The organism is Myxococcus sp. CA033 (genome assembly GCF_013336625.1).
Taxonomy (GTDB): domain Bacteria; phylum Myxococcota; class Myxococcia; order Myxococcales; family Myxococcaceae; genus Myxococcus; species Myxococcus llanfairpwllgwyngyllgogerychwyrndrobwllllantysiliogogogochensis.
Window position 1 is genome coordinate 50,392 of the sequence record NZ_JABUMU010000026.1, and the last position, 17,224, is coordinate 67,615.

Sequence of the window (17,224 nt, forward strand, 5' to 3'; positions counted from 1 at the left end):
TCGGCATCAACCTCCCCGGCTCCAACCCGGATGGCGGCACCGCGCCGCGATGAACCGCCCGCCACTCCGTCTTCCGCCGTGCGGAGGCTGGGTGTACGCTCGGTGTCGCAGCGGTAGATGTCCTCCTCCCCCTCGTCGGACTTCCCTGATGCGCGACGGTGATGCCCTCAGTGAGGTCTGCCGCAGACTGGGACCGGCCATCTACCGCCGGTGTCTGAAGATCCTGCGCAATCCGGATGAGGCCGCGGACGCCTGTCAGAAGGTCTACATGCAGTTGGTGCGTCATCGCTCCCGGCTTCCTCCGGAGCCCGAACAGCTGCGCTGGGTCTACGTCGTCGCGACACGGGTGTGTTTCGCCCAACTGCGCGACGATGCCTGGGAGACGGCGAGCGGGGCGGAGCTGAACCACGACGCGCCCGCGCCCACGGACAGCTTCGCGGAGGTGGCCGACCGGCAGATGGCGCTCAAGGCGCTCTCCTGCGCGACGGAGCACGAGCGCATGGTCGCGTGGCTCGTGCTCGTCGACGGCCACTCCCAGGAGGAGGCCGCCGAGCTTCTCAGCCTCTCGCGCAAGACGGTCGGCAAGCGCATCCAGCTCTTCCTGGCGAACGCCCGCCGAGGGGTCTTCGAATGAACGCGGCACGGACGGCGCAGTGCCCGAGCGACCTCGCGCTCGAGGAGCACCTGCTCCACGCGAATCCCGCCACTGCCCGGCACATCGCCGGGTGTGCCCATTGCCAGACCTGGGAGCGGTCCGCCGCGGAGGCCTCGCGCGCGTTCGCCCTCGAGAACCCTCGCTGGATGGCGAAGACCCAGGCCAGGTCCCGGCCTCTGCCGCGATGGGCGCCACTGCTGCCGGCGGCCGCCCTCGCCGCGGCCGCCCTGTTCTTCCTCCGCTCCCCTCCCCCAGAGGCCCCGCGCTATGCGACCAAGGGCGAGGAGCTCACCGTCTACATCGGAGGGCAGGGAGCGCCGCGAGCCGCGACCCAGGGCGAGCGGGTGCGACCAGGAGAGTCGCTCCGCTTCCAGGTCGCGCCGGGCTCGGCGGCCTTTGTCTGGATTGCCTCCGTCGACTCGACGGGCGCCGTCTCCCGCCTCGTGCCCGCGGAAGGGACGACACCACTCGCGGTGGACGGGACACAGCTGCTTCCAGGCAGCGCGGTGCTCGATGCGGCTGAAGGACCGGAGCGGATCTGGGCGGTGATGTCGAGGGAGCCTCTGAGCTGGGCCGTCGTGGAGCAGGCCCTCCAGGGGAGCCCGTTGCGAGACTCCACGGCGGTTCACATCCCCGGAGCTCGAACCGCCACGGTGTTGCTCGAGCGCGGCGCGCCATGAGCCGGCTTGCGTTGTTCCTCATGTTCTTCTTCGCGGCCTCCGCGAAGGCCCAGTTGCCCGAACGGCGCTTTGCTCTCGCGGTCGGCGGCAACGTGGGCGCACCGGGCCACGCGCGGCTCCGCTTCGCGGAGGCGGATGCCTCGCGCTTCGCGGACACGCTGAAGGAGCTCGGGGGCTTTCACGGCGAGGACGTGCGCGTGCTTCATCAGCCCACTCGCGCGCGGCTGCTCGCGGAGGTGCGAGCGCTCGAACAGCGCATCGCCGAAGCGGCCCGCCACTCCTCGCGGCGAAACCTGCTGCTCCTCTACTGGTCCGGGCATGCCACGGAGCAGGGCCTGGAGCTGGGAAGCGAGAGCCTCTCCTTCGCCGAGCTGAGGAAGCTGCTCGGGGCCTCGCGTGCGCACGTGCGACTGGCTTTCGTGGATGCGTGCAGATCCGGAGGGCTCATCACCCCGAAGGGGGCGAAAGCCCTTCCCGGCGGCTTCGCGCTCGACGTCACGAGCGACGAGTCCCCGGATGGGACCGCGATTCTCGCGTCCTCGGGTCCAGGGGAGAACGCGCTCGAGAGCGCGGAGCTGCGCGGGAGCTTCTTCACCCACCACCTGACAGCTGGGCTCCGAGGCGCCGCGGACGCCGATGGAGACAGTCGCATCACGCTCCAGGAAGCCTATCGCTATGCCTATGCGAAGACCGTCTCCCACACGGCCGAGGTCTCCGGAGTCGCGCAGCGCCCGACGTATGCCCTGGACCTGAAGGGAAAGGGCGAGCTCGTGCTCACCGAGCTGCGCCACGCGGACGCGCGTCTTGTCTTCGCTCCGGGGACGGAACCCGACAGGCGCTGGCTCGTCGTGCGCGACGAGGGGCTCGGCGAGGTGCTGGAGCTCCGAGAGGACCCGGTGAAGCCACGGCAGCTCGCGCTGCGTGCCGGAAGCTACCGGCTGATTCGCACGACCGCGGACGATGTCCGGACCGGCGCCTTCGCGCTCAGGCGCGGGGAGGAACGGACGGCCACGACCGTCACGCTGACGCAGCGGCCTTTCGCCGAGCGCGGAGAGAAGGGAGGCGAGGCCGTCGCACGGGAGCTTGAGTTGCTCGCCGCGGTCGGTCTCAACACGCCGCCACTTCGGGGCATGGGGCTTGCGCCCGCGCTGGTGCTGGGAGGGGACGTCGCGATGGGGACATCCCAGACGCTGCGGCTCCGAGCGAGATACCAGGACGGCCGGGGCCAGGATGCCGGGCTGCCCTATGCGCTCCGGAGCCTGGGAGGGGATGTCGCGTGGCTCTGGCGGCTTCCTGTCCGGGGGCTCGAAGCCGGTGGCCGGTTGGGTGCGGATGCGGTCCGGCAGTCGGTGGCGAGCACGTCGGAAGGGACGGCGTTCCGCGGACGCGTGGGGGCGGTGCTCTCCCATGCGCTGCCCCTCGGGGGCCGGGTCTCCTGGTTCTCGGAGGTGGAGGCACAGCTCGCCTCGTTCAGGCTGAATGACCGCGTGGTCCTTCGGCCCGCGGTCGAAGCCGTCACCGGCCTGGGCTTCCGACTCTGATGCGTGACGTCCTCCTCGTCGCGGCCCTGGGCCTCTTCGCGTGCGCGTGTGGTGAAGGCCTCTTCGATGCACGCGGGCGGCCCGACGTGCGTGTCATCGGGCGCGAAGGCGGCACCGTCACCTCCCGCGATGGTCGCCTCCGGGTGACCTTTCCGCCGGGAGCACTCAAGAGCGAGGAGACCGTCTCACTCCGGGAGCTGGGGGTGCGGAGCTGGTCGGTGGGGGTGGCTTATGCCCTGGAGCCTTCCATGCGGACGCTCGCCGTCCCCGCGCGGGTGGAGATGCGCGCCGAGTCGGCCCCGGGCCACCGTGGCCCCGCCTCCCTTGTCCGGATGACCCGGGATGGCCTCCCGGCCCCGATGGCCGGTTCCTGGAGCGAAGGGACGCGGAGCTTCGGCCAGCTCTCCGCGCTCGAGGACCTCGGGCTCGCGCAGCCCCTGTGCTCCGAACCCATCGAATGCGCGGATGGCTTCCGGTGCGAGGACGGCGCGTGCAAGTCCTGTCCCGCCAACGTCTCCTGCCGGGCCAACCCGGACCTTCCCGGCCCGCGGAACACCGGCGTCCCCCCGGGCACGACGCTGGTCCGACATGAGGGAGACGTCGTGCTGGACACGCCGGGGGCCGTGCTCGAGGACCGGGACATCCACGGTCGACTCATCATCCGCGCGAACGACGTCACCGTGCGCCGGTGTGTCGTGCACGCGCCGGTGCCCCGCGAGATTGACGGCATCATCAACGTCTCAGGGGCGACGGGCGTCCTGCTGGAGGACATCGAGGTCTTCGCCGAGGAGTCCTCGACGCTCCAGTGGGGCGTGGTGGGAGGAGGCTTCACCGCGCGCCGGCTCGACGTGCATGGGGTGGTGGTGGGGATGGGCCTGCGGTCCGGCGCTCGGGTGGAGTCCTCGTGGATCCACGCACTGGACCCGGTGGGCGCCCAGTACGGCATCAGCATCTTCGAGGGGCGAGACATCGGCATCTACGACAGCAACGTGCATGGCCCGGGGGAAGACATCGGCGCGGCGGTCTTCGTGAACCAGCAAGTGGGGCCCACGCGCGACGTGAGGGTAGAACGCAACCGGCTCGACCGCGGCAGTTGCATCGTGAACCTGGGACATGCGGGCGGCACAAGCCTTCAAGGCATGGTGGTGCGCAACAACGTCTTCGGCGCCCGGACGGTCTACGACTGCGCCGTGCTCGTGAGCACCCAGACGCAGCTGTCCGCCGAGGGCAACGTCTGGGAGGCCACGGGCGTGGAGGTCCCCATCGAGCGACACGATTGAGACCTCCGGGATGCCGCCCTGACGCTGCTCGCTAGTTCGACGGAGGAAGGACCGTTCCGTCCTCCCAGGTGTTGTTGGACCAGACGTTCCCCGGCTCCGAGGTGTCGAAGCTGGTGATGGCCCCGTACCAGCCGCAGCGCCCGCTCTGACCGCGACCGAAGACATTGCCGATGAAGCGGATGTTGTTCGTCGCGCCCGAGTACGGCTTGCCCTGGGACGACCCGCCATAGGCGCAGAAGCCGCCCGTCGTGCCGGGGAAGAAGTTGTTCTCCACCAGGTTGTTCTCCACCGGAGCGAAGTCGCCATAGCCGGTGAGCGCCGCCGAACAGCCCGCGTCGGGCGGCACGTCCGGCGCGTCGCAGATGATGGTGTTGTGCCGGAGCGTGACATTCCGGCCCATCCGGATGCCGGACTCGTGCGCGGTGCCCGTCTCGTCCGTCATCTGGCCATGGACGTAGGAGTCGCGAATCTCGCAGTCGTGCCAGCAGTGGATGGAGCGATTGCCACCCTGCACGTGCACGCGAACGGCGGTGAAGTTCACGGCGCCTACTCCCGTGACGATGCGGTCACCCGCGTCGACGTGGGAGTCGGTGAGCGTGAAGGAGAACCCGGTGGAGTTCTCGTCGGTGGAGACACTCCCGTTGATCTTCGAGTTGCGGATGATGACGCCCGCCGCGCGGATGGTGAGGTCGCAGTTCACCGTCTTGGAGTCGATGAGCGTGTTGGCCACGGAGATGGAGCACGGTCCGGTGTAGGGCGTGAGCTGCGTTCCCGCCGGCACGCCTGTATTGCTCGCATTCGGAAAGCCGCCGGCCGGAGGGCTGGAGCCGGTCGTCGCCGTGACGGCGTTCGAGTCGGCGCTGAGATTGCCCGCGGCATCACGCGCCTTCACCAGGTAGCTGTAGACCGTGGCCGCCGTGAGTCCCGTGTCCGTGTAGGCGCGGCTCGACGTGGAGGCGATCTTCACGCCATCGCGGAAGAGGTCGTAGGCCGCGACGCCGACATTGTCCGTGGAGGCATTCCAGCCCAGGTTGATGGCGCTCGCGGACGCCGCGGACGCGACGAGTCCCGAGGGGGCGGTCGGCGCCTGGGTATCCGGCGAGGGCTCGGTGCTGTCCGGTAGGAAGACCACATCCACGGCGTAGTCGGTGTTCTGGTAGCCCTGCGTCGGAAAGCCGCCGCCATAGCGATAGACGCCGTTGACCCCGTCCACGCCCGATGCGAGTCCCCGGATGGGGCCGCGTGACTTCTCCGCGTTGAAGCCACCCACGGTGGCGCCATACCGTCCGGCCGCCGCGTAGTACGACACGACATAGGTGGTCCCCGCGATGACGGTGACGGGGGAAGCAAAGCGCACCGTCTGCCAACCCGTCGTCGTCTCGCTCGTGGAGGTCGCCTCCGCGAGCTTCGCGCCCGCCCGGTTCCACAGGCTCACGCGGTGCGGACCGGCATTCTGGGCCCCGCCCTTGAAGAAGCGCACGCCACGGACGGTGCCCGGAACGGACACGCGGAACTTCATCCCCAGCTCCACCGCGCCGGTATCGCTGTCCATCGCGATGGTGGGGCGCGCCGAGTCGAGGAAGAGCGAAACCTCGCCCGCCTCGAGGGACTGGTGCTCACCGGCGAGCACCTCCTGGCGCGGGGAATCGTCCACGGTGCCGGCGGAACAGGCGGACAACACGATGAAAAGGACCGCTGCAAGACTCCGAACTCTCATGGGCACTGCCTCCGAAGGATTTCTTTTCGGGCGGCTAATGCGCGAGCCGCGATTCATGGGAACCCGAAGCGCACGAAAAAGCCCTGGCACCTTTCTGTCGGTGAAAGTCCCTGAAGCTGCCCCGCGAAAAACGAGGCAGCTCCAGGCACCGGGTAGAACGCGACGCTATTTCTTGCAGGTCGTCGCCGCATCGACCTTGGCCACGTCGGCGCCCCACAGGCAGACGATGCGGTCCAAAGCCACGCCGCTGCGGGAGTTGCTGAAGAAGACGATGCCGTCGCCGGATTGCGGACGCATCAAGAAGTAGGCGCGGAAGCCGGCCTGGTTGCGTCCATCATGACCAACGGCGGTGCTGCCATCACCGAGGCGTTCGATGAAGTGGCCCAGGCCGTAGGCCGGCGCATCGGGCGCGCGCGGCGTGCTCAGTTCCGCGGGGGTATACAGCTGGGCCAGTTGCGCCTGGCTCAGTGGATGCGCGCCGGCGGTGTTCGTCATGCCGGCAATCATCCAGCGGGCGAAGTCGCGGACGTTGGTGGTCAAGGTCGACGGCGCCTGCTCGACGTAGTAGCGCATCGGCACCGGCGCACCATCGTCGCCGTGTCCCTGCGCCGCGACGGCCAGCACCTCCGGCGTCATCGCGACGCTGCTGTGTTTCATGCCCAGCGGCCGGAACACCAGCTCACGCGCCAGGTCTGAATACTTGCGCTTCGTGGTCCGCTCGATGGCCAGTTGCATCAGGGTGTAGCCGCCGCCGGAGTACTGGAGTTTCGCACCGACCGGTGCGAACAGCTCCACCGCGCCGCGTCCATTCGTCTTGCCGGCCAGCGACTCCTCCAGGCTCGGCAGCTCCTTGAAGTCGAGCCACCCCTGATACCCACCCAAGGTCGTGCCCGCGGTGTGCGACAGCAGGCGACGGATTGTGATGAGTCGATGGTCGAACTGGCTCTGCGCCAGCGGCCACGGCGACAGCATATCGGCCACGGGCTTATCCAACTGCACGCGGCCCTGCTCGGCCAGACGCATCGCCACCCAGCTGGCGACCGGCTTCGCCAGGGAGGCGGCGCTGAACACCGTGTCGGGGGTCACCGGCACCTTGCCCGCGTGGTCCGCGAAGCCGAAGCCCTTGGCGTAGACCAGCTTGCCTCCGGCAATCAGCCCCACCGCCGCGCCTGGGATACGGGCTTCTTTCATGAGGGCCGGCACTTCGCGCTCGATGACCTGGGCGAACGGCGGCGCCGCGACGGCCGGCACGGCGAGGGGGCCGGGCCGGGCCTGGAGGCCCTGGGCCTGGGCGAGGGACAGCGGAAGGATGAGGGACAGCAGGAGCACGGCACGCATGAGCGTTCCTCCGTAGGGGGGTACGGAGAAGAGGATGCGGTAGCCGGCGCGGAGCGTGGGGTGCCCGTCGCCCAACGTCTCACAGCGTCGCCGGAGTGCACGTGGGGCGGCGCCGCGCGGAGGCAGGCAAATGCATGTCATGGACCTTGTGTCCATCGTCCTCGAGCGCTTGTCGGCTGGTGGTCTGAGGACGCCGGCGATCCAGGTGTTGCGCGCTGAGCCGTTGCGGGCAAGTAGAGGTGTCGTTCATTCCATGGGGGGGGACGGTCCATTCCGGGCTCCATCCTGCTCCTCGGGGGAAGACACTCGATGCGAAGCCGTCCTGGTATGCCGTGGTCGTGGGGGCTGGGCGTGACGCTGGCCTTGCTGCTGGGGGCCTGTGGCGTGGAGCCGTTGGAGGAGAAGGTTCGTCTTCCGGAGGATGGGGCGCTGACGCGTGAGCGTTTGGACGCCTTGTTGACATGGGACCCGTATGCGGACGCCGTGGCGTCGGGCACCACGGCGACGGTGCTCAACGCGAGCGCGGCGCTGGGTGCTCCGGACGGGCAGGCGGCGACACTGCTGGGCTTGCTCAACTCGGCGCTGGTGCTGGACCTGGGCCAGGGAGAGGAAGGCAACGGCGACCTGCGCGTCTACTACCAGGGTCTGTCATTGGCGCTGGTGGCCCAGGTGGACTTCCTGAAGGCGGATGGGACGTTCATTGGCTCCAGTTCGTTGCACCTGGTGGAGCTGGGCCTGGGGACGCATGTCGCGGTGGCGACGTACCCTGGGAACCAGCCCTATCGCTACGTGCGACTGAGGGGCGCTGTGCTCGCGCTCTACCTGGTGGACGCGGTGGAGACGTCACTGCGGCCCATCTGTGGTGATGGGGTGATTGGTGGGGTCGAAATCTGTGACGACGGCAATCAGCTCTCTGGAGACGGCTGCAGCAGCGTCTGCAAGGTGGAGCCGGGCTACACCTGCACGGGACAGCCGAGCATCTGCGACAACAACTCAGCGCCCACGGTCGAGGACGTCCACGCGACCACCCCCGAGGACACCTCGGTGAACATCACCATCCCCGCGGCGGACCCGGATGGCGACGCGCTGGTGTTCTCCTACACCTCGCCGAGCAACGGCACGCTCACAGGCACGGGCGCGACGGTGACGTACACCCCGAACGCGAACTTCGCCGGAGAGGACACCTTCCAGGTCACGGTCTCCGACGGCGAGGAGCAGGCAACGGCCACCGTCTCGGTGACGGTGACGCCAGTCAATGACGCGCCCGTGGCTGCCTCCGCCTCGGTGACGGTGAGCTACAACACGTCGACGCCCATCACGTTGGCGGCCACGGACGTGGACGGGGACGCGCTCACGTACACGGTGACCGTTCCTCCCTCTCACGGAACCCTGTCTGGGACGGGCGCCCAGTTGCTCTACACGCCGGCCGTGGACTACCAGGGGGAGGACTCGTTCACCTTCACGGCCAGCGACGGCGCACTGACCTCCAATACCGCCACGGTCAACATCACCGTCAGGCCTCCGCCCTTCTGCGGCGACGGCAACACCGATTCGGGGGAGGTATGTGACGACGGCAACCGCGTCGCGGGGGATGGCTGCCGGGCGGACTGCCAGGGCGAGGAGGTGTGCGGCGACGGCCTGGTCGACAGCGCCACGGGAGAGCAGTGCGACGATGGCGGCACCAACCCGGGGGATGGCTGCGACGCTGAGTGCCAACTGGATGCCTTCTCGAATGTGCCCCCCACGCTCATCAGCGGGACGCTGAACTGCACCACGGCCAACTCGAACATGGGGCGCAAGGCGGCGGTGGATGCACTGGGGCGATTCTACGTCATCATGCGGTGTGGTGGCGAGGTCCATGTCAGCGTGAGCGTGGACCGTGGCCTCACCTGGGTGGAGCCCACTTCCCTGGGAATCACCAACGCGGCGGAGGTCGCGATTGAAGGCGGCCCCACGGGAGTCGCGTACGTCGCGGCTACGGCGAGCCCGGGCGTGGTGCTGTTCACCCGGACCGTCGACGCGGGAGCAAGCTGGGAGGCGCCGCGAACCATCAGCACCGCGGCCAACCCCAGCATCAGTATGGATTCCAGGGGCGACGCCCTCTACATCTCCGTCTCGCGAGGCAGCGCCGGGGTGCGCGTCCTCCGGAACTTCGCGCGAGGCGCGAACGACTTCAGCGTGACGGACGTGAATCAGCCCAATGCCTACTTCGACGTCCTCGTGGACAAGGTCAGCGGAGATGTCTTCTCGGTGAGTGACTCCCCCGCCTTCCACATCAGCGGCAGCAGCGACCAGGGGACCAGCTTCGGCCCGCTGAGCTCCCCGCCGGGGCAGGCTTTCTTCTCGGACTGGACGGGCTCCAACGGCTTCATCTACGCCACGGGCACCAACGGGGACAACAACGTGGACGTCATCCCCATGTCCGCGCCGGGGACGAGCACCCAGGTGCCGGGCCTCCCCACGGACGTCACGTCCGCTCCTTCTAGGGCGATTGACGCGGACGCGCTCGGCAACGCGTACATCGCCTCCCAGCGGGGGACGGGCGACATCCAGTTGGATCGGATGCTCGTGGGGGCCACCGTGATTCTGGCCACGGATGTCAGAACGGTGGGAGCGGGCGCCGTGCCAGCGGTCGCGGCGCTCCCGTCGAACGGCGGCGCCCTGGTGGCCTATACGAACGGCACCAGTGTCTACGCCTCGGTAGTGGTCTACTGAAGCTGAAGCCACCGAGTCACGGATGCGCGCCTCCCAGGGACTTCGGGAGGCGCGCATCCAGTTCGCGTGGATGGAGCCACGCCTTCGAGCGGCGTTCCGGAGGGACGAAACCGCGTCCCACGAGGACGCAATCGCTCCTCCACGCAGCGCATCACCGGGCGAACACAGCCTTGCGCCATGTTGGACTGTGCATTGCACTGCACTCCTGCCCACTTCGGAGGAACAGCCGCGTGCATGAACTCAACAAGAGGTTCAAGGCAGACCCGCTCGGTTTCATGAATCGGCTCATCATGGTCACGCTGCCGGCCCAGCCCTGCCCGACCTGCCATTGCGTGATGGACCTGGGTCAGGGGGGCTGGGCGGTCGACAACGTCTATGCCCGCCCGGAACCGATGGTGCTCACGTTTGACTTCGTCGCGGGAGCCTTTGGCGGCAACATTCCCGCGGGACAGACCTTTGGCCAGGCACTGGGAGCAGCGGCACCGGCCGGCCTGGCCTTCACCAACGCGGCTGCCAATTACGCGGCGCTGCAGGTGATGAAGGTCGGGCTCGCCCGCGTCGCGAATCCCGTGGGGCGGTGGACCCGCCAATACACCGCATACTGGTTACCCTGGGCGACGCAGGGCGCGAACGAATTGCATCTGAATGACCCGCACGTCAGGTTCTTCTTCACCGCCATGTTCAGCGGCTGCACATTCTGCGTCGCCACGCCCGCGGGCGGCGCGGGGCCAGCCAATGTCTGGGTGACACACATTGCCTGGGATCCTGGGGTCAACGCACCCGCGGCCTGGGGCGGGGCAGCGCTCGCTGGCGGCGTCAACGTCGATGCCCGGAGGCTCAGCGCGGAACGCGCCTTCTACACGGCCCGGATGGGCGCGGGCACGAATGTGCGGTCGGTGGCCCTGCGCCCCGATGCGCTGCCCGGTTTCGCCGGCGTGCCGCCGGTTGCCGCCGTCCCCATCACGGCGCTCGGCGGCCCACTCCCCGCGATGCATGGCCGGTACTGCTACGGCGACAACCCCGCGCTCGTCCCCAACCCGGGCATCGCCTTCATCGCGGGGTGGAGGGACGACAATGACCACTGGCACTTCGCGGTTCAAAAGCACCCCGGGGGCTTCACCGCGCTAGGAGCACCGATGCAGCGCGCCGTACACACCATCGTGCCGCAGGGCGTGCAACAGTTCTTATGAAGCGCGTCAAGGCGAATGAGCACGGCATCCGGACAACGGGGCTCGGAGGGACCAGCGCGGTCACCGTCAGGAGACATCATTCAGGAGCATGGACCAGGGCGGCCCGGGCGAACGCAGCGCCCACCCGGGCTCCTACGCGGCCTTCGTGTTGGTCCCGGATGGAAACAACATCGAGGTCGTGAACCACGGACCGACACGGCGCACGGCCGCGTCGGTCATCCTCACCCTGGCGGGGTGACGCCTCGAGCGCTCAAACGACCGAGAAGTTCGAGAACATGACGCGGACGTCCGCCTGGGAGGGGTCCCCCTTCCGGAGGAGATCCGCGAGTTCCTTGCCTCCCTTCACTTTTGTCCCGTCCAGCTTCTTGAGCAGTTCGTCGCGGAACTTCTGCCCCAGGTCCTTCCAGTCCTGCTGGTTGTACCAGTCCTTGCCGTCACTCATCCGCGGGAACTCAAGGGAGGTTTGGTTCATCGTGTTCGTCACGATCATCGTGAGCGGGTCCTGGGGGTTGCCCTGGGCCTGCTTGATGAGCTGCGTGAGCGCCTGAGGGTCCTTGAGTCCGAACGCCTGGGCGGCCTTCGCGTACGCGGCCGTGGCGGTGGAATTGAGGTCCACCTTGGGGTCGGTCGACCCCGCCAGGTTCTGGATGTCCTTCGGTGTCAGTCCCGCGTTGATCAACCGCTCGTGGTCCTCGCTGCCCGCCTCGACGATGTTCTTCGCGGCGCTCTCATCGATCTGGGCGGCGTTCTGGACCAGCGCGATCCGCTCCTCCTTCAGTTCCTTCTTCGAGTCATCCCCAGAGAGGAGCCCGCTGACCATGCCACCAAGAAGGTGGATGCCCGAGCCAACGCCACTGATGAGGGTTCCCGCCGCGGTGCCCAGCACGGGGGCGAACTGGAGGGCGTTGCCCGCCAGCGAGATTCCCGTTCCCATCACCTGCATCCACGCGCCAGGGTCGCCCTTGTTGTCCTTGAGCTTCTCCACGTCCTTGCTCATCTGGAGACCATTGAGCGCGAGCCCCACCCCCGGCGCCATGCGCGCCGCGAACTTGGCCGCGTTCTTGGCGAAGGGGCTGGCGCTGTTCATGGTGTGCAGCACGCCCGCCGTCAGCTCCAGGCCGCCATTGGCGAACGCGGCGGACTTGATGATGGCGGCCGGATACTTCCCATCCTGGAAGGCGTTCACGGCGCCGAAGCCCGACTGCACCACTCCCGCGACTCCCAGCGCCTTCATGAAGCGGTTCTGGCCCTCCCAGTCGGTGAGGAATTTGTTGGCCAGCGTGTCGTAGTTGCGGTCGATGACGGCCGTGCCCAACGCGGCCTGGAAGTCCTTGACCGCGCCGGGAATCTTGGCGAGCCCCTTCACATCCACCAGAGAGACGAGGAGGGTGTTCAGCTCCTCCGACGCGGCCTTGCTGTCCGCCTCGAGGGCGGCGGGGTCGTCGTCCTTCGTCCCCGGCGCGGTGGGGCGATCCTTGCCCAGGATTTCAGCCTGGGCGTTGGGGAGGGCGGGAGCGAGGATGTCATCTTGGAGCTTGGTCTCGAAGTCCTTGCCCTTCGCGGACTCAAGCGTCCTCAGGACGGGGTTCTGGTCCAGGGGGAGCTGGCTGATGCTGCCCACCCAGCGGATGGCGTCATCCGCGTGCTGGCTGCTCTTCGCCAATGACTGGTAGCCGTCATACAGCTCCTTGATGGCCTTCTCGTCTCCGGCGACGGCGAGCGTCTCCAACGAGCCCCGGGACGACTCCAACGTCGAGGCGAGCTTGTCGGCCGCCTGCGTCTCCGCGTCGTAGACGTCCTTGTGCTTCGCGCGGTACTCGTTCTTGTAGGCCTCCAGTTGCTCGGGCGCCAGCGCCGCGCCGAACCGGGCGAGGTCCTCGTTCAGCCTCGCCTCCGCCTGGGTCTTCTTCTCGAGTGCCTTGTCGTAATCCCCCCGGGCCTGGGAGACCCCGTCCTTGGCCTGCTGGGTCAGCTCGCTCAACCCCTCGACCGCCTTGGGCTTGATGGGCGCGAGCGCCTGGACCAGACCATCGGTGAGCACCCTGCACTGGCAATCCTCCGCGAGTGACTTCAGGGTGTCGTCGAACTGGCCCAGGTCCTTCTCGTTCGGCAGCCCCTCAGCGAGGCGCTGGGAGATGACCTTCACTCCATCTGGCCCCGCGGCATCCGCCACACGGCCCAGCGCCGACAGGCTGTCGCGCACGGTGGCCTTGGACTTGTCGTCCTTCTTCTCCTTGTCGGCAATGTACCCCAGGTCCCCTCCGATTTTCTGGAGCGTCGCGTCCGACGCCTTGAGGAGCGCGTCCGCGTAGGCCTTGTCCCCCGGGCGGCTCGCCACCAGGGACTCCAGCTTCTTCGCGGCCTCGCCCGCGTTACTGGACCGGTAGACGTCCGCGACTGAAGCGGCATCCTGCTGCGCCTGCGCTTCGACGGGAGGCGGTGGAGGAGGAGGCGGTGCCACGTGCGTCGTGTCTTGCGCCGGCGGCGTGAACTCGTCCTTGAAGGGGGTCCCCACGGTCGCGCCGGCCGGAGGGGTGGCCTGATTGACAGGCGCCGCTTCCGGAGGGGGCGCAGCCGGGGCTGGCGCAGGGGCAGGTGGCGGCGGGGGACTGCGAAACAGCTTGTCGATAAAGGCCATGGCGAGACGCTCCGGGTGGGGACTGGTCAGGAAGAGCGCGCCCACGCCACTCCGGGGCCACGCCGCCACGCGGCGGACGAGGGTGACCCGGCGTGGAACCCGCGGGGGAATGGGGGATGAGGGAAGCGGGTGGGCATGGGGGCGCTCCACCAGGGGAGTCCCCACGGAATTGGGCGGCGCATTTCCACCGAATTTCCACAACGCCGCGTACGTCCGTGACGGACCGGGGCAATGGATTGCAAGCGGCCCGGGGCAAGCGCAGGAAACGCTTCTGCTCGAAGGGCGGATGGGGGACGCTCCGAAGCCACCCACGAACGGAGCCTGTGATGGCGTACATGTTGTTGATTCTGGAAGAGAGCACCCGCAAGAGGAGCCGGACTCCCGAGGAGGGCGGGCGCGAGATGGAGCGGATGGTGGGCTTCGTCGAGGACCTCAAGGCCCGAGGGGTATGGAAGGCGAGCGACTCGCTCCGCTCCGTTTCGGAAGGGGTGCGGGTCGAGGTCCGAGGCGGTCAGCACACCCTGCGCGATGGCCCGTTCGCCGAATCCAAGGAGATTGTCGGGGGCTACGTCCTCTTCGACTGCCCTACCCGTGCGGAGGCGCTCGAGATCGCCCGCAAGTGTCCCGCGGCCGAGTGGTCGACGGTCGAGCTGCGTGAAGTCGGCGTCTGCTACGAGGGAGACTGACTGCGGACATGCCCCATTGCAGGGGGAACGCCGAGCTCCGGGTCCACGTCATCCAAGGGAGGCGCCGGGCTCGGGTCACGTCTCCAGCCGGGGCCCCGCGCCCGCGTTGCCTGTCTGCTTGGGTCAAGTAAGCTTCCGCCATGCGCCTCAGGAGAGCCGAAGCCGCCGATGCCACGGGCATCGCGGCCATCATCATCCCCACCATCCGCGAAGGCACGACGTACGCGCTCGACGCGAACATGAGCGAAGCGGACGCGCTGGCGTACTGGATGGGTCCGGACAAGGAAACGTTCGTCGCGGAGGAGGACGGTGTCATTCTCGGCACCTACTTCATCCGACCAAACCAGGCAGGCGGCGGACGACACGTCTGTAATTGCGGCTACATGACGAGCGCAGCCGCGACGGGCCGAGGCATCGCGCGGCGCATGTGCGCGCACTCAATGGAGCACGCTCGCTCGCGTGGGTACCGCGCCATGCAGTTCAACTTCGTCGTCAGCACGAACGAACGGGCCGTGAAGCTCTGGCAGGCACTCGGGTTCGAAATCGTCGGGCGTCTCCCCCTCGCGTTCCAGCACCCCACCGCGGGCGAAGTCGATGCGTTCGTGATGCACCAGCCGCTCTGACGCACGCTCTCTCGGAGAAAGGAACCGAACTCATGCCGCAACGACTCTGGTTGATGCTCTTGGGAGTATTGGTGTCCTGTGCCTCGACTCCCAGCCCCCACGGCGCTCCCCTTGCCCCACTGGACCCAGGACCAGCTCCCCGTGGCCGCGGAGGTACAGGACCGGTCAACGTACGAGGATGGGATACTGGGCCAGGCCTGGTTCGCGGGGCGCGTCTGGACCTTTGATTATCCCGACAAGAAGCTGTGGCTGCGTGCTTCGGGAGATCTCCCGGCGGTGGAGCCTCGGCACCGGGTCGTGCTGGGATTCTCCTCGGATTCAAGCTGTCTTCGAACGCGCTTCCGAATAGGGCGGAGCATCCGTGACGGATGGCGACGAGGGCCCTGCCCGGGGGACCTGCCCTGGCCTTCATCGGAAACACGGCGTCCCGGCTCTCCCCTCTTTCCTCAAGACGCGGCGTGACGAAAAACATCGGGGCGCGGAAATGGATGCCGCACGTCGGGCGATGTCCCCTAGCATCCAGCGCCTCCCCCCGCTGAGAGCCGACTCCGCTGAACGCCACCGAACCGCGCCACCTCGCCGGCCTGGACCTGCTCCGGTGCCTGGCCATCCTCATCGTCGTCCTCTTCCACTACCCGCGCCCCGACGGCCACGAGACCTACCAGGTGCTCGCCAACTTCGGATGGACGGGCGTGGAGCTGTTCTTCGTGCTGAGCGGCTTCCTCATCGGCTCACAGCTCCTGGAGCCGGTGTCCCGGGGCGAGACACCGTCCCTGAAGCGCTTCTACCTGCGGCGCTCGCTGCGCATCCTGCCGCCCTATCTCATCGTCGTGGCCCTGTACCTCTTCATTCCCGCGTGGAGTGAACGCCCCGTGGAGACGCCCGCGTGGCGCTTCCTCACCTTCACGCAGAACTTCGGACTGCGCCGGAACGGATTCTCCCACGCGTGGTCGCTGTGCGTGGAGGAGCACTTCTACCTGGTGCTGCCCCTCACCGTGCTCGCGCTGCGCGGACGCGTCCGGGCGCCGCACCTCCTCGCGGGCGCGGCAGGGTTGTTGGTGGCCGGAATGCTCTTGCGCGGCGGCCTGTGGCAACGCCACTTCTCGATGCTCGGGCCGGGTGAAGCCGGGTGGCGCGGTTACGACACGCTCCTGTACTACCCGACGTACGCGCGGCTCGACGGGCTGGCGTGCGGCGTGTTGCTCGCGGCGCTGCGCGTCTTCCGACCCGCGGCATGGGAGCGCTGGACACGAGGGGCCCGCGCGGCAGGCCTGGCGTTCGTGGGGCTCGCGTGCCTGGGCGTCGTGCTTTGGCTGAACGAGGAACACTTCCGGTATCTCGCCCACACGATGCTCGCGTTCCCCCTGACCTCGGTGGGCTACGCGGCGCTGCTCGTGGCCCTGGCGGGCCCCACCGCCTCGCGCGTGTGCGCCCGCATCCCCGGCGCGAGGACCTTCGCGGTGCTGAGCTTCACCGTCTACCTCACCCACAAGGCCGTGCAGCACGCAGTCCGTGTCGCGCTGGAGCCCCATGGCATGGACGCCTTCCACCCCATCACACTGCTGGGAGGCGCCGTGGCGGTGCTGCTCGCGTCGCTCGCGCTGCACCACGGCGTGGAACGGCCCGCGCTCAAGTGGCGTTCGCGGCTGGAGACACGGCTCGTCGGTGAGCCTTCGCCTCAACCCGCCGCCCGCTAGCCCAACAACCTGGCAAGAGGGCGCCCATTACACGTGGACTCCGGGAGCCTCTCCTGGAGTGCCGAGCCTCGGGCGTCAGCGGTGGAGTGCTCTGGCATTGCGCGCCGAGTCACGAGTTTGTCGGGGATTCAAGAGACAGATGTATTGATGGATGACGTGGCTGCAACCCCTCACGGAGGGCGCATGCGCACGTTCCTGATTGGCGGTCTGTTGGCGATGGCGGTGGGCTGTGGCGGTCCCATGGAGCAGGAGCAAGAGGAGGAGTCGACCCTGGCCTCGGAGGAGTCGCCGCTCCCGAACTGCACCAACCTCCCAACCAGCGTCACCCGCTACTACAACGCCTCCCTCACGGCGGTCATCGGTGAGCGCGGGTGCTCCTGCGGCAGCTATGTCAACTGGGGGCGGACGTCGAAGTACTACAATGTCCGCGACAACTGCTAGCAAGCCGCTGAAGCAGCCTGCGT

General features: G+C 68.2%; 14 protein-coding genes. 11 read left to right on the forward strand and 3 right to left on the reverse strand.

Annotation, left to right across the window (positions count from 1 at the left end):
* Nucleotides 1-148 precede the first annotated feature (148 nt).
* From HUA78_RS38085 to HUA78_RS38100, 4 genes are read left to right on the forward strand one after another with little or no spacing between them, the layout of a single operon-like run.
* Nucleotides 149-634 carry an RNA polymerase sigma factor gene (locus tag HUA78_RS38085; protein WP_174465285.1) on the forward strand — a complete coding sequence of 162 codons (486 nt, stop codon included), beginning with the start codon at nucleotides 149-151 and terminating at the stop codon, nucleotides 632-634.
* Nucleotides 631-1,335 carry a DUF4384 domain-containing protein gene (locus HUA78_RS38090; RefSeq protein WP_174478419.1) on the forward strand — a complete coding sequence of 235 codons (705 nt, stop codon included), beginning with the start codon at nucleotides 631-633 and terminating at the stop codon, nucleotides 1,333-1,335. Before HUA78_RS38085 ends, HUA78_RS38090 begins: the two co-directional genes overlap by 4 nt.
* On the forward strand, nucleotides 1,332-2,876 hold the full coding sequence (locus tag HUA78_RS38095; RefSeq protein ID WP_174478420.1) for a caspase family protein: 1,545 nt from the start codon (nucleotides 1,332-1,334) through the stop codon (nucleotides 2,874-2,876). The genes HUA78_RS38090 and HUA78_RS38095 overlap by 4 nt, the downstream gene beginning before the upstream one ends.
* Nucleotides 2,876-4,156: a hypothetical protein gene (locus tag HUA78_RS38100; protein WP_174478421.1), complete on the forward strand. Its 1,281-nt coding sequence runs from the start codon at nucleotides 2,876-2,878 to the stop codon at nucleotides 4,154-4,156. The genes HUA78_RS38095 and HUA78_RS38100 overlap by 1 nt, the downstream gene beginning before the upstream one ends.
* 31 nt (nucleotides 4,157-4,187) lie before the next feature.
* Here HUA78_RS38100 and HUA78_RS38105 read toward each other — a convergent pair whose 3' ends face one another.
* Complete coding sequence (locus tag HUA78_RS38105; RefSeq protein ID WP_217442752.1) at nucleotides 4,188-5,837, reverse strand: DUF4082 domain-containing protein; 1,650 nt, start codon at nucleotides 5,835-5,837, stop codon at nucleotides 4,188-4,190.
* A 201-nt stretch (nucleotides 5,838-6,038) separates the two neighbouring features.
* A complete protein-coding gene (locus tag HUA78_RS38110) occupies nucleotides 6,039-7,211 on the reverse strand; it encodes a serine hydrolase (protein ID WP_174478423.1) in 1,173 nt (390 codons plus the stop codon).
* A gap of 309 nt (nucleotides 7,212-7,520) precedes the next feature.
* On the opposite strand from HUA78_RS38110, the gene HUA78_RS38115 reads away from it, so the two are divergent.
* The 3 genes from HUA78_RS38115 (at nucleotide 7,521) to HUA78_RS38125 (ending at nucleotide 11,354) form a co-directional block, all read left to right on the forward strand.
* Nucleotides 7,521-9,926, forward strand: a complete 2,406-nt coding sequence (locus HUA78_RS38115) for a tandem-95 repeat protein (RefSeq protein ID WP_174478424.1) — start codon at nucleotides 7,521-7,523, stop codon at nucleotides 9,924-9,926.
* 230 nt (nucleotides 9,927-10,156) lie between these two features.
* Nucleotides 10,157-11,116 carry a hypothetical protein gene (locus tag HUA78_RS38120; protein ID WP_141642099.1) on the forward strand — a complete coding sequence of 320 codons (960 nt, stop codon included), beginning with the start codon at nucleotides 10,157-10,159 and terminating at the stop codon, nucleotides 11,114-11,116.
* 88 nt (nucleotides 11,117-11,204) lie between these two features.
* Nucleotides 11,205-11,354: a hypothetical protein gene (locus HUA78_RS38125; RefSeq protein WP_217442753.1), complete on the forward strand. Its 150-nt coding sequence runs from the start codon at nucleotides 11,205-11,207 to the stop codon at nucleotides 11,352-11,354.
* A gap of 12 nt (nucleotides 11,355-11,366) precedes the next feature.
* On the opposite strand, the gene HUA78_RS38130 is transcribed toward HUA78_RS38125, so the two are convergent.
* Entirely contained in the window at nucleotides 11,367-13,631 is a 2,265-nt protein-coding gene (locus HUA78_RS38130) for a hypothetical protein (RefSeq protein ID WP_174478425.1), read from the reverse strand.
* A 449-nt stretch (nucleotides 13,632-14,080) separates the two neighbouring features.
* On the opposite strand from HUA78_RS38130, the gene HUA78_RS38135 reads away from it, so the two are divergent.
* The 4 genes from HUA78_RS38135 (at nucleotide 14,081) to HUA78_RS38150 (ending at nucleotide 17,201) form a co-directional block, all read left to right on the forward strand.
* Nucleotides 14,081-14,440: a YciI family protein gene (locus HUA78_RS38135; protein ID WP_174458707.1), complete on the forward strand. Its 360-nt coding sequence runs from the start codon at nucleotides 14,081-14,083 to the stop codon at nucleotides 14,438-14,440.
* Between the two features lie 140 nt (nucleotides 14,441-14,580).
* Nucleotides 14,581-15,063, forward strand: a complete 483-nt coding sequence (locus tag HUA78_RS38140; RefSeq protein ID WP_174478426.1) for a GNAT family N-acetyltransferase — start codon at nucleotides 14,581-14,583, stop codon at nucleotides 15,061-15,063.
* A gap of 590 nt (nucleotides 15,064-15,653) precedes the next feature.
* A complete protein-coding gene (locus HUA78_RS38145) occupies nucleotides 15,654-16,760 on the forward strand; it encodes an acyltransferase (RefSeq protein ID WP_174458781.1) in 1,107 nt (368 codons plus the stop codon).
* Between the two features lie 183 nt (nucleotides 16,761-16,943).
* Entirely contained in the window at nucleotides 16,944-17,201 is a 258-nt protein-coding gene (locus HUA78_RS38150; protein ID WP_174458709.1) for a hypothetical protein, read from the forward strand.
* Nucleotides 17,202-17,224 lie beyond the last annotated feature (23 nt).